Annotated in this window: 12 protein-coding genes; 8 read left to right on the forward strand and 4 right to left on the reverse strand. The window is 43.7% G+C overall.

Going from position 1 to position 12751, the window contains the following annotated elements; all coding sequences use genetic code 11:
• Positions 1–744: hypothetical protein (locus C7Y66_RS27340; protein ID WP_106547992.1), on the forward strand; the 744-nt coding region annotated here is incomplete at its 5' end.
• A gap of 130 nt (positions 745–874) precedes the next feature.
• Positions 875–1276 carry a hypothetical protein gene (locus C7Y66_RS27345; RefSeq protein ID WP_106547993.1) on the forward strand — a complete coding sequence of 134 codons (402 nt, stop codon included), beginning with the start codon at positions 875–877 and terminating at the stop codon, positions 1274–1276.
• A 520-nt stretch (positions 1277–1796) separates the two neighbouring features.
• Here the strand turns inward: C7Y66_RS27345 and C7Y66_RS27355 are convergent.
• The gene (locus tag C7Y66_RS27355) at positions 1797–1946 is read right to left on the reverse strand and encodes a DUF2256 domain-containing protein (protein WP_015153501.1); all 150 of its coding nucleotides are present in this window, start codon (positions 1944–1946) and stop codon (positions 1797–1799) included.
• Positions 1947–1984: 38 nt separating this feature from the next.
• Here C7Y66_RS27355 and C7Y66_RS27360 point away from each other — a divergent pair, with 38 nt between their 5' ends.
• Positions 1985–2800, forward strand: coding sequence for an RNA methyltransferase (locus C7Y66_RS27360; RefSeq protein ID WP_233222877.1), 816 nt, complete (start codon positions 1985–1987; stop codon positions 2798–2800).
• A gap of 268 nt (positions 2801–3068) precedes the next feature.
• Positions 3069–4238, forward strand: coding sequence for a serine hydrolase (locus C7Y66_RS27365; RefSeq protein WP_233222878.1), 1170 nt, complete (start codon positions 3069–3071; stop codon positions 4236–4238).
• A gap of 94 nt (positions 4239–4332) precedes the next feature.
• On the opposite strand, the gene C7Y66_RS27370 is transcribed toward C7Y66_RS27365, so the two are convergent.
• Entirely contained in the window at positions 4333–4785 is a 453-nt protein-coding gene (locus tag C7Y66_RS27370) for a tetratricopeptide repeat protein (protein WP_255410074.1), read from the reverse strand.
• A gap of 91 nt (positions 4786–4876) precedes the next feature.
• Between C7Y66_RS27370 and C7Y66_RS27375 the strand changes: the two genes are divergently transcribed.
• From C7Y66_RS27375 to C7Y66_RS27385, 3 genes are all read left to right on the forward strand, one after another.
• Positions 4877–6115, forward strand: coding sequence for an ISAs1 family transposase (locus C7Y66_RS27375; RefSeq protein WP_106547996.1), 1239 nt, complete (start codon positions 4877–4879; stop codon positions 6113–6115).
• Positions 6116–6147: 32 nt separating this feature from the next.
• Positions 6148–7818 (forward strand): S-layer family protein, encoded by a 1671-nt coding sequence (locus C7Y66_RS27380; RefSeq protein WP_106547997.1) that lies wholly within the window; start codon positions 6148–6150, stop codon positions 7816–7818.
• Between the two features lie 446 nt (positions 7819–8264).
• Entirely contained in the window at positions 8265–11030 is a 2766-nt protein-coding gene (locus C7Y66_RS27385; RefSeq protein ID WP_233222879.1) for a CHAT domain-containing protein, read from the forward strand.
• Positions 11031–11127: 97 nt separating this feature from the next.
• On the opposite strand, the gene C7Y66_RS27390 is transcribed toward C7Y66_RS27385, so the two are convergent.
• Both C7Y66_RS27390 and C7Y66_RS32130 read right to left on the reverse strand, forming a co-directional pair.
• Complete coding sequence (locus C7Y66_RS27390) at positions 11128–11526, reverse strand: fasciclin domain-containing protein (RefSeq protein WP_199197676.1); 399 nt, start codon at positions 11524–11526, stop codon at positions 11128–11130.
• Between the two features lie 33 nt (positions 11527–11559).
• The gene (locus C7Y66_RS32130) at positions 11560–11706 is read right to left on the reverse strand and encodes a hypothetical protein (RefSeq protein WP_199197675.1); all 147 of its coding nucleotides are present in this window, start codon (positions 11704–11706) and stop codon (positions 11560–11562) included.
• A 395-nt stretch (positions 11707–12101) separates the two neighbouring features.
• Here C7Y66_RS32130 and C7Y66_RS27395 point away from each other — a divergent pair, with 395 nt between their 5' ends.
• Complete coding sequence (locus C7Y66_RS27395; RefSeq protein ID WP_015153493.1) at positions 12102–12578, forward strand: CRR6 family NdhI maturation factor; 477 nt, start codon at positions 12102–12104, stop codon at positions 12576–12578.
• Positions 12579–12751 lie beyond the last annotated feature (173 nt).

Consider the following 12751-nt stretch of genomic DNA (forward strand, 5'->3'; position numbering starts at 1 on the left):
ATTCTACATAGTCTAAAAAAGATCGATGACACAACTTTAGATAGCTTGATTAAAAGCTATGAAGACAATTCAAAAACTTTTAGCGAGGAGTTTAGTCAGAGACGAGAAACTTTAGAGCAGGAAGTAGAAACAAAAGTTAAGGCATGGAATAAAGAGCAAGAAGAATATAAAGTCAAGATTAAAGAACGAAATGAAACTCAAGCAAAAACTCGTCAAAGAGAGACTGCGGAGTATAAATATAATTTAGAATTGCAGCGTAAATTAGCGGTAGAAGAATACGAACAAACTCAAAAAAATATTTATCGGGAATTAGAGGAGTTTCAGCAAACCCAAGAGAAACAATGGACGGAAAGAGAAAAAGCGATCGCGGAACGCGAAAAGCAGTTTGCAGAAGCAAAAGCTAAAGTGGAAGTCTTTCCTAAAGAAAAAGAAGCGGCACTGAAAAAGGCAACAGAAGAAGGAAAAGGCATCGCTCACTATCAGGCAAAGATTAAATCGGATTTATATGCTAAAGAAGTCGAAGGACAAAAGCGATTTTACGAACAGCGCGTCCACTCTTTAGAGCAAACTATTCAAAATCAAGAAGCGCGGATTCAAAGCCTTGCTAAACAATTAGAGGCAACTTCCAAACAAGTACAAGACTTAGCTGTGAAAGCTATTGAAGGGGCAGCGAATGTAAATTCTTATCAAACGGTTAAAGAAATTGCTTTGGAGCAAGCTAAGAACGCCCAGAAAAACAAGTAAGTGCATTCTTCTACAGCTCAAGATGATTGCTCAAGTGTAAGCAACAAGCTATTATTTTAGTAAGATCGGCGCGATCGGCTACAGGTAGTCGGACATACCAGCCTAGCCTGCATGGAAGTGGAAACGACAAATGCAAGATCGACAAAGCAGAGAAACTGACGAGATCTACGAAAGCTTAATGGCGCTCAGCAACCAAGCTTTAACGAGCAATCATTATGAAGCTGCTTACCATATGCTAACAGCCGCCATGCACTATGCGAGCGATCTAGGCGACGAACAGTATCTTGCAAGAGTGGAGCAGGAGGCGAAAGCGCAACGCAACTGGATTGACTCCCATACGCCGGAACACCGACTGTCCACGCAGTCAGTCAACAAGCATCATGGGAAGAACTTATATGACATGTTGGCACGACAGGCAACAGCACAGATCGCGATCGCCAAACAAAAAAATCGAATTAATAGTCATCGGCGTTATCCTTGGCTAGGAGAGCAGTCAGGAAAATTGTTTCCAAAAGAAAAGCAAACAGAATAATTTGACTTGCTGCTTTTGGATTCGATCCTTTCTTTACAAGAAATTTGACTGGTGAGACTACTGGTTCAGGAAAAATAGCAGACTGTCTCATGCCAGTTGATGAAAAAACTATTAAATATTGACACTCGATGGTGAATCGAGGGCAGAAATCGTATTTGGTGTAAACAACATTACAAATCTCTACAATCTGAATCGGTAAGCTGTTGAAAACCCTCCGATTGCTCAACAACCGCCAGGAGATGGCGGTTTTTTATTTTCGATCGCGCGATCGCCAGAGACCAGGACTTATACCATTTTGATCTGACTGCGCCACGGAAGATCCCCCCAACCCCCCTTAACAAGGGGGGCTATGAGCGACCGATTTAGTGCAAGGATAAATAGAATTGGTATTACGCAGTCGATCCCCCAAACCCTCTTAAAAAGGGGGCTTAAAGTCCCTCCTTTTTAAGGGGGGAACAGGGGGAATTGAGATCTCAGATTTTCTTGTGCGTAACTCCTAAAGACGTTACGTGTAACGTCTCTACACTGAAGAACGGCGACGGCGACAGCGTTCGGAACAGTATTTCACCTCATCCCAACAGTCTGCCCATTTTTTGCGCCAGGTGAAGGGGCGTTGACACACTGGACAAATTTTTGTTGGTAGGTCAGATTTAGATCGAGTGCGTGCCATATACAGTTGTTGAGAGAGTAACTAAATTTTACGGAATTGTGAATGAGTCTACTTCCCCCTCTTACAGTAAAAATGGGCTTGCAGCCCCCGGCTACCCCTTGGCAGCGGTAAGAATCGTGCTGGTGGAACCAGCAGGTTCGCTGAATGTGGGAGCGATCGCCCGCGTGATGAAAAATATGGGTTTGCAGCAATTGGTGTTAGTCAATCCCCAGTGCGATCCGCTGTCGCTGGAAGCACAACAAATGGCAGTCCATGCATTCGATCTCTTGCAAGCCGCCCAAGTTGTCGAAACGCTACCAGCAGCCTTGCAGGGGTGTACGAGGGCGATCGCTACGACTGCTCGTCCTCGCACCTTAGACATCCAATTAGAGCAGCCGCAAGAGGCTTTACCTTGGTTAATTTCAACCTCAGAACAAGCAACAGCCTTGATCTTTGGTCCCGAGTCGCGAGGATTGAGTAATGAGGAAATGTACTACGCTCAGCGCTTTATCCGCATTCCCTCCAACCCTGCCTATCCTTCATTGAATTTAGCTCAAGCTGTGGCGATTTGCTGTTACGAACTGGCGAAATACAGCCAATTGGGAGTTAACGATGACAAGAGTGCGATCGCGGTTGACTACGCCTCTGTAGAAGCTTTAGAAGGGTTTTACCAACAACTTGAAGCGCTACTACTCAAAATTGGCTATCTTTATCCTCATACTGCTACTAGCCGCATGGAAAAATTTCGTCAACTATTTAACCGCACTCAGTTAGAAAATACTGAAGTATCAATGTTGCGGGGGATATTAACTCAGATGGAGTGGGCTATGAAGAATTCGGAAGCGTGGAAGTCGGAATTCGGAAGCGATCGGTGATTAGCGATCGCTTATTAGTGCTTTTCTAGGCTATATTTCATCTGAAGATTTATCGCCATTACAAATTGGTTGAGATAAACTTTGACCCAATACTACTTGCTTTTACAACTCATGCAAGCAGTGTTAGGTTATTGTTCAAGTCCAGTTCGCCCTTGTTGTCTTCTGTAAGTCAATGGTACTAGAAAGCGGGTCGTCAAATTCAGGTAAGCGGTCAAACGCTGGGCATAAAAAAGGTCTAAGTAGTTCGCAACAGCGCGAACAGGCTAAGATGCGCAATCCACGTGGGCGTTTCTCACCACAAGACGCTCGTATAGTCTCTGGGGAATCCAGAAACAGCGATAGGAAAAACCGTAGCCAAACAGTGACTTCTTCTGGAGATAATGGTAGCAGAAGAGTTACGGGCGAGACACTGCCAACACCAACCAGAAAACAGAGTAAGCAAAGACAACACCCGCAGCGTCAAAATAAATTGATTGTATACGCCTTGCGGTTGTTAATTCTGGGAATTGGCATCAGCGCGATCGCGGGTACGGTGCTATCGGCTTTAGACCCTACCACACGCATCACCTCTGAAGAAATACCAATTACGGCGATGGAAGTTATGCCGCAGCTACAAGCCAGAGAAACTATTGCCCATGCTGCACCACTTCAGCCAACCCAAGAAATTACAGCACTAAAAACGCTGATGCAACAATTGGCAGCAAACAACACTCAGTTGTTTCCTGGCATGTTTTTTATCGATACCGAGACAGGCACTTATCTAAATTGGAATGGAGATACAACTTTTGCGGCTGCAAGTACGATCAAATTTCCGATCTTGGTTGCTTTTTTTCAAGATGTAGACGCGGGCAAGATTCGATTAGACGAAAAGTTAACTTTAAAAAAAGAATTAGTTGGTGGTGGTGCGGGAGGCTTTCAATACAAGCCGTTGGGTAGTCAGTTTACTGCCTTAGAAACGGCAACTCAAATGATTATTGTCAGCGATAACACGGCAACTAATTTACTCATAGAGCGTTTGGGTGGCATTGCAGCTTTGAATCAGCGGTTCAAAAACTGGGGTTTGACCGTAACAGAATTGCGGAACTTACTACCAGATCTGGAAGGGACAAACACGACTAGCCCTAAAGAGTTAGCGCAATTAATGGTAGCAGTGCAAAAAGGAGATCTAATTTCCGTTAAATCGCACGATCGCCTACTCAATATCATGCGCCGCACGCATACAGCCACGCTATTACCAAAAGGGTTGGGACCAGGGGCAACAATTGCTCACAAAACCGGAGATATTGGTTCAATGGTAGGGGATGTCGGTTTAGTCGATCTGCCCAGCGGTAAACGCTATGTTGCCGTTGCTATGGTCAAGCGCCCCCACAATAACGTGCAAGCAAAAGAATTGATCCGGCAGGTCTCGCGTGCTGCTTACCAGGAGTTTAGTAAGTGAGCGGTAATTGGTAGTTGGTTGTTAGTCTGTCTTCAATTCCGAATTCCGTTCATGTAGTGTAGCGTCAGCATTTATTCCGAATTCCGAATTCTCATCAGTCTGCTGCTAGTTTTTGAGCATTTGCTAACTGAGTTTCTAATTCTGCACGGGGAAATCCTAAATCGATCGCTTGTTGATAGGAATCCCGTGCTTCCCGATATCTTTTTAGTTCTGTTAAAGTATCTCCTCGATTCGCCCAAATAAAAGGATCTTGTGGTTGCCGTTTAATTGCTTGGTCAAAGGCTTCGAGGGCTGGCTGATGGCGTGCTATTTCTGTTAACGCGATACCTTTTCCTAGCCAAGCGGGATGAAAGTTATCTCTGAGTTGTATGGCTTGGTCAAAAGATTCGATCGCTTCTCCTTGGCGCTTTAAATGTTGCGATAGCAGCATCCCGCGATTGTACCAAACTTGATAATCTTTAGGACGAATTTTACTTGCTTGATTGTATGCTATTACAGGGTAAGCGCATCTAATTTTGTAGCTAAGATTACAGATTATGTTGCACAACTGTAGGTTGGTAGAGATAATTTGAGTATGAAAGATGTTAAGTAGTACGCTAAGGACTCAAAGCGTCTATCATACTTAACGGGTCAGTCTCATGGCATCAGGTTTCAAATCTCCAAAACAAACGATTAAAAGCTCAAAAGATTTGAGTAGAGCAAAGGCGAGTGCACTGACAGAAAAAATAGTATCAGTTTTTAGCGAGATAGAAGATCCACGTGTAGAAAGAACTCGTGTCCATGTATTAACAGATATTTTAATCATTGGAATATTGTCAGTAATTGCCGGAGGTAAGGGATGGGAGGACATGGAAAATTATGGATTAAGTAAATCCGAATGGCTCTTGCAGTTTTTAGCTTTACCTGAAGGTATTCCAAGTGCAGATACATTTAGACGAGTATTTGAACGGATTAATCCACAAGTATTTGAGCGATGCTTTCGAGGCTGGGTAAAATCTGTAGTTGAGGCAGTAGGAGTGCAAGTAATCCCCATCGATGGTAAGACCCTCAAAGGCTCCTACGACAGAGAACAGGGAAAATCAGCAATACATTTGGTAAGCGCATGGGCGTGCGAACATCGTCTGGTTTTAGGACAAGTTAAGCTGGCAGATAAATCTCACGAAATTACGGCAATTCCGGCGTTATTGGAATTATTAGATATAGCAGGATGCATTATTACGATTGATGCCATGGGTACACAAACCGCCATCGCATCTCAGATTTTTAACGCCAAAGCTGATTATATCTTATCGCTTAAAGGTAATCATCCTACACTTCACGGACAAGTGAAAGATTGGTTTGAGCAATACTTAGCTCAAGGGTTTGAAGGGATTATTCATAGTTATGATGAACGGCTAGACAAAGGTCATCATCGTACTGAAAAAAGACAAGTTTGGTGCGTTCCTATTTCTCAACTACCAACTTTACACAACCAAAATGATTGGGTCGGACTTCAATGCGTTGTCATGGTAGTGCGGCTACGACATCTTTGGCATAAAACCACCCGTGAAGTTCAGTTTTATTTAACTAGTTTGAACTATGATGCGCCTCAACTGGGGCAAGCTATTCGTTGGCATTGGAGTGTTGAACATAGTCTACATTGGAGCATGGATGTCACTTTCAATGAAGATGCTTGCCGCGTCCGTACTGGTCATGCTCCACAAAATTTAGCACTGCTGCGACGAATTGCTCTTAATGCCTTGAACCTGGAGCAATCGTTCCAGCGTAGTCATCGCCAAAAGTCGAATCGAGCCGCTATGGACAATCACTACATGCTGACCATTCTTGCTGCTTGCTTATCCCAATACAATCGTGCCTCTAAATCCGCTTGTCAATAGCATTTGAGATGCGCTTACCCTGAGCTAGTAACTTGGTTGAAATTATTGGTATACCAAACGCTTATGGTTCGTCAACTTTTTTAACAGCTGATGTTAATAGTGGTGCTAAAGGACAGGGTGGAAACTTGACTATCACTACTAAAAAATTGAGCGTGAAAGATGGCGGTCTAGTATCTACAAATACTTTTGGTGAAGGAAATGCAGGAAACTTAACTATCAATGTTGAAAATCTTAGTATCAATAACAGTCAAATATCAGCTTCTACTTTTGATCGAGGAAATGCAGGAAGCTTGACAGTTAATGCATCTCAGTCAATTGAGATAAGCGGAGAACTTCCAGGGCAAAATGAAAGAACTGGATTCCCTGGTGGTTTATTGGCTCAAGTCAATCCAGAAGGGAAAGGAAACGGAGGTAATTTAACAATTCAAACCAAGCGTTTGAGTGTTAGCGATGGTAGCAAAGTTCAGGTTTCTACTTTCGGTATAGGAAATTCAGGAGATTTATTGATTCGTGCTTCTGACATAGACGTGTTTGAGTCGTCAATAAATAACTTTTATTCAACTGGTATATTTGCCGAAACCTCCTTGGCAAGGAGTTCCAATTCGTCTGAAATTATTGGTACAGGTCAAGGTAATGCTGGTAATTTAACCATTGAAACTGAACGTTTAAGGATTAGAAATGGGGGACAAGTATCAGCTGCTACTTTTGGTTTAGGTAATGCTGGCAATTTAACTGTGCGAGCTAGTGACTTAATAGAAGTATCAGGTATAGAGGATGCAAATGCATTCAGAGGATCTAGAAGTGTTAGCTTGTTGACTGCTGATGTTAAACAAGGAGCCACAGGAAGAGGAGGAAATATCAAAATTGAAACTGGACGGCTGAAAATAGATAATGAGGCACAAATTTCTGTTTCTGCTTTTGATGAATCTGGCACTGCTGGTAATTTAGAGATAAACGCTGATTCTATTAATCTCGATCGCGGTACTATAACCGCAGCTACAGCATTTGGTGAAGGTGGTAACATCAATCTCAAAATTGATGATACTTTATTCATGCGTAATAACAGCTCTATCACCGCCCAAGCACTTAACAATGCCAATGGTGGAAATATTAATATCAATGCTCCTAATGGTTTTATTATTGCTTTCCCTAAGCAAAATAATGATATTGTCGCTAATGCTGCTCAAGGTAGAGGAGGAAATATTAATATTACTGCCGAATCTATTTTTGGCATTTTAGAACGTCCCCTCAATTCTATCACTAATGATATTAATGCCAGTTCCGAATTTGGTTTGCAAGGCAATATATCAATTAACAATCCAGATGTAGATCCCAGTCGCGGGTTGATTGAATTGCCGGAAAATGTCGTCGATCCTTCGACGCAAATTGCTCAGAACCCCTGCCAGCGGGGTGTAGGAAGTGAATTTACCGTGACAGGACGGGGAGGATTGCCACCTAGTCCAGACCGCACTCTCAACAGCGATAACGTGCGCGTTGGTCTAGTTGCACCTGTTCCTAGTAAAGCTAATACTGCGACAACAAATATTAACTTACCATCCGTAAATTCTCATACTCAAGAAATCGTACCAGCTCAAGGATGGGTGTTCAACAACAAGGGTGAGGTGATGCTCACAACTTACGATCCTACGAATAAAGGCGTTGAGCGTTCTAGGCAAAATCCTGCTACTTGTGCGGCACGTTAATTTAAAAAGTCAAAAGTTAAAAGTCAAAAGTCAAAATTTGGGAATTTTTCAAATTAAATATGGACAAGAAAAAGAGCTGGGCGATCGGAAATTGTAGCTATGCGGGCAAAACCCACCTGCGCGGGTTATTTAAAATTCTATTTATGCAACGCCCGATTTTTTTCTTAGCCACGCCACTTTGCTCAAGTCGGGAAACCCACCCATGCAAGTGGCTCCCCTTTTTAAGGGGGTTGGGGGATCGCAGAACTACGCTACTCATGAAGAGATCCCCCCTAGCTTCCCTTTTTAAGGGAGGAAAAAGTGAAAGTTGCACATTGCGTCTAGTTTTTTTCTTAGTCCGCGCAGGCGGAAAGAGTTTGTGTAAAAGCGAATTTGATTCGCCCCGATTGTGGGGAAAACTTGCCAGTCCTCGCAGATCCCCCCAACCCCCCTTAAAAAGGGGGGCTATGAGATTGAAGTTATTTCTGGTAGTGTTACTATTTTTTTTGTTAGCGACAGTTACACCTGTTATTGCTTCAAATTTATCGAATTCTGTTATCCAAGCTCAAGGAAATACTAGGCAGCTTACTAATAATGCAGCCAACTTATATCAGAGTGAAAGATATCAAGAAGCAGTAGAGGTATGGAAGCAAGCTATCAGCTCATTTGCAGCTCAAAAAGATAGCCTAAATCAGGCAATGGCACTGAGCAATCTATCTTTAGCTCACCAAAAATTAGGACAATGGGAACTAGCAAAAAAGGCGATCGCTAACAGTTTAGCTCTCTTAAAAAATCAATCTCAAAGTCAAGAAGAACAAAAAATTCTGGCTCAAACTTTAGACATTCACGGAAATTTGCAAAGGGAGATGGGGCAAGCAGCAGATGCTCTATCAACTTGGCAAGCAGCAACAAAAATTTATCAGCAAATCGATCCAGAACGAGCCGATCAAAGTAAGATTAACCAAGCTCAAGCGATGCAAGATTTAGGGCTTTATTCCCGTGCTTGCAAGACTTTATTAGAAATAGTAAATACAATTATAAAAGCCGATAATTGTCAAGACATAAGTTTGATATCTTTAGAAGAATTAACAAATAAACTACAAGCCGTAGCGACAAAAACACCGACTCTAACTCAAATAGTCGGATTGCGAAGTTTAGGCGAATTACTTCGCTCGATCGCCCAGCCAGAGCGATCGCTAATATTTTTAGAAACGAGTTTAGAACTAGCGCAAAAATTGAATTCTCCCGCTGAAGTAGCTGCAACTCATCTCAGCATTGGTAATACAGCACAAACTTTATCAGAAACAGAAAGGGTTCGCCGCAAACGCGAGAGCAACCAAGAAAAAGCATTAACTGCTTACGATGAAGTCATCAGGCTAACTTCCTCGTCAACCCTGCGTCAGCAAGCACAGCTAAATCAATTGACTTTATTGTTAAAACTTCAGGACTTCGATCGCGCTGCTCAATTATGGCGATCGCTTTTTCCCCAAATGAGTAGTTTAACTCCCAGTCATACAGGTGTTTACCAGCAGTTAAATTTTGCCCAGAGTTTGATTAAGTTGATGGGGGAGTCTGTAGGGGCGCACAGCAGTGCGCCCGTACTGGAGAGTCGGAAGTCGGCAGAGAATCCACAACTACCAACATTTGAGCAAATCGAGCAACTTTTAATCCAAGCAACCGCACAAGCTACAACTTTAGGAGATAAACGCGCTCAAGCCTACGCTTTGGGGTATCGAGGTGAATTGCACGAACTGGCAGGAAAACAGAATTTATCACCAGCCGAGCAGTATACTCGACAAGCCCTCAGTATCGCCTCCAATTTTGAAACCCCAGATATTTCATACCAGTTGTTTTGGCAATTAGGACGCATCCACAGAGCAAATGGCAATATTCCAGAAGCGATCGCGGCTTATACTAAAGCCTACGATGCCTTGCAATCACTACGTAGCGATCTCGTCGCCATTAATCCAGAAGTCCAGTTTTCGTTTCGCGAAAGTGTTGAACCAGTCTATCGCCAGTTGGTAGAACTCGATTTAGAATATGCCTCTAGCTTAGAAAAAACGGGCAAGCCAAAGGATGGCACGAAATATCTTACCCAAGCACGAAATGCGATCGAATCTCTACAACTAGCAGAACTTAACAACTTTTTCCGCGAAGCCTGTGTCGAAGCAAATCCCCAACAGATCGATCGCATCGATCCCAAAGCGGCGGTAATTTATCCGATTATTTTCCCAGATCGGCTAGAAGTGCTGCTGAGCCTACCTAATCGCGATCCCAGCCTACATACGCAAAAAATTCCGCCCACACAGCTAGCAAGTACCATAGAAAGCGTGCAGCGATCGCTGATCGAGCCTCAAAGCGTCGTACAGGAATTTTTACCCCAATACCAACAACTGTACGATTGGCTGATCCAACCCCTAGAGACAGAGTTAGCAAAATCTCAGGTTAAAACCTTAGTTTTCGTCCTTGACGGAGATTTGCGAAACATCCCAATGGCTATTTTGCGCGATCGCCGCAGCAATAAATATCTCATTGAAAAATATGCCTTGGGCTTAACTCCAGGCTTACAACTACTCGATCCCAAACCGATTGCAGATGTCGAGCCGAAAGCCTTGGCAGCAGGAATTAGCAAAATTCGTCCTAACTTTGCTCCTCACCAAGGTTTTGAACCACTGAACAACGTGCAAGTAGAACTTGCCCAGATTCAAAAACTAGGGTTAGCAGCCCAGGAATTTCTCAACGAACAATTTACCAGTAACCAAATTAAGCAGGCAATTAGCGATTTTCGGTTTCCCATAGTCCACCTGGCGACTCACGCCCAGTTTAGCTCTGTAGCTGACGATACTTTTATCCTTGCCTGGGATAACCGAATTAATGTCAAACAGCTAGGTAATTTACTGCAAGATAATCCAATAGGACGCGAACCGATTGAATTATTAGTGCTAAGTGCCTGCGAGACAGCCAGTGGGGATAAAAGAGCGACTTTGGGACTCGCAGGAGTTGCAGTAAGAGCAGGGGCAAGGAGTACGCTAGCAACGCTGTGGGCGGTACAGGATGAAAGCACTGCTAAGTTCATGGGCGAATTTTATCGTCAAATCGAACAAACCAGGAAAACAAAAGTCGGTAGTCGCGCCGAAGCAATGCGTCAGGCGCAACTATCGTTGCTGCAAGACAAGCGGTACAGCCATCCTCACTTTTGGAGTCCGTTTGTTTTAGTTGGTAATTGGCAGTAGATAAAATACACGTAGGGGCGCACAGCTGTGCGCCCCTACGAATTGCGCCCCCTACGAATTGCGTCCCCTCCGAATTGCGCCCCTACAAGTGTATTACCTAAAAATCAGGTGGTAGCAGGACCCGATCGACCTCAATAATCACGCCATTTTGAGTGACAATCGAGGGGTGCTTGCCATTAGCATCGTTGAGCTTCACCGTCCCATCAGGAGCGATCGCAATTTTGACAGCATTGCCTTCAACTGTGGCGATCGCACCGCTATCGACGCGATCGGGGGTAACATGACCTGAGACGACGTGATATTGCAGCACTTTCTTCCGATTTTCTGGCTGACTGTAACGCCGAAAGATATCTTTGGGCAAGGCATTAAAAGCATCATCAGTAGGAGCAAAAATCGTGAATGGTCCCGATTGCTTTAAAGTATCGAGTAAACCTGCTTCTTTTAGCTCATCAACGAGGTTGGCAAATTTAGCTTCCTTGGACAGAGTCTCGGCAATATTGCTCTTAAAACTGCGATAGGGATAGCTACTCTAAGCAGAAGGTTGAAATAGCGCGTAACGAGGATAAAATCTGGCAGCCACAGGAGCGGCAACTAGGGCAAAAACTCCAGCAACTCCCGCCAAACCAGCTAATTTCCACCAAAATCTCATTGAAAAGTTAGACTTTTGAATATTCATAGATGAGTCTTGTAGTCAAGATTTGTTCTAAAAAATAGATTATCCGAGCGATCGCACCACCATCTACCTATACAGTTGCTAGCAGTTGGATTCACAAAACTTCCTGCATAAATCAACGATTTTGTAGGTATATCTAGCATTCACCAAAATTGTTACGGCAGGCGATCGCTATTTTGAGAGAATGAAGGTCGTAAACTGCTGGCACAAGGCACAAATTATCAACAGCGCGAATGTCATGCGCAAACGTTGTAAAGCCTCTCTAGATTCTTTGCAGCGTTTTATCCGGTTTCTGACTTCTGTACGGGCGGGTTTGACCAATAACATACTCGTCTAGCTACAGTCAGCACAAATCAACCTGCCCCTACGACTCCTGATTTTTGACTTTTGACTTCGCCATGACTATCACTATTTCTCTCAAGGCTGACAACTTCAACAGCTTAGATGTATTGCCAGCTGCCAAGACGATCGAAAATATATCGCAAGAAAAATCGGCGATCGCCACTTACGAGCAGCAACTTCGCTTCGAGATCGATTATCCTCGTCCCTCAGACGATCCACGGGAACTGTCTGAAATTCCCGAAGTACGGATGTGGTTTATTCGCCTTGACAGTCGCTATCCCTGGCTACCTTTTCTCTTAGATTGGAAAGCAGGCGAACTGTCCCGCTACACTGCTATGCTGGTTCCCCATCAGTTCCATCGCCAAGAAGGAATTCAATTCAATCCCGAAGCCCTAGAAATTTTCCTCATGCAAAAAGTATTCGTTCTGCATGACTGGCTACAACAAATGGGGATCCCCAGCACGGCACGATTGAAATCTATGGGTCAAATGCTAGGCTACGACTTAGACGACGACTTGTTTGGAATGTTATGAATAGTCATTTGTCATTTGTCATTGGTTATTTGTAAGGAGTCAGACGTTGTAGGGGCAGGTTTACCAAAAAACTCCGTGCTAAACAGAGAGTATAAATGAACCCGCCCGTACAGGAGTCAGGAAATTTTGAATTGCGACTTGCCACTTGTCTCCCTTGTCCCCCTTCGCCCCCT

The organism is Chroococcidiopsis sp. CCALA 051, from assembly GCF_003015105.1.
GTDB classification, from domain to species: Bacteria; Cyanobacteriota; Cyanobacteriia; order Cyanobacteriales; family Chroococcidiopsidaceae; genus Chroococcidiopsis; species Chroococcidiopsis thermalis.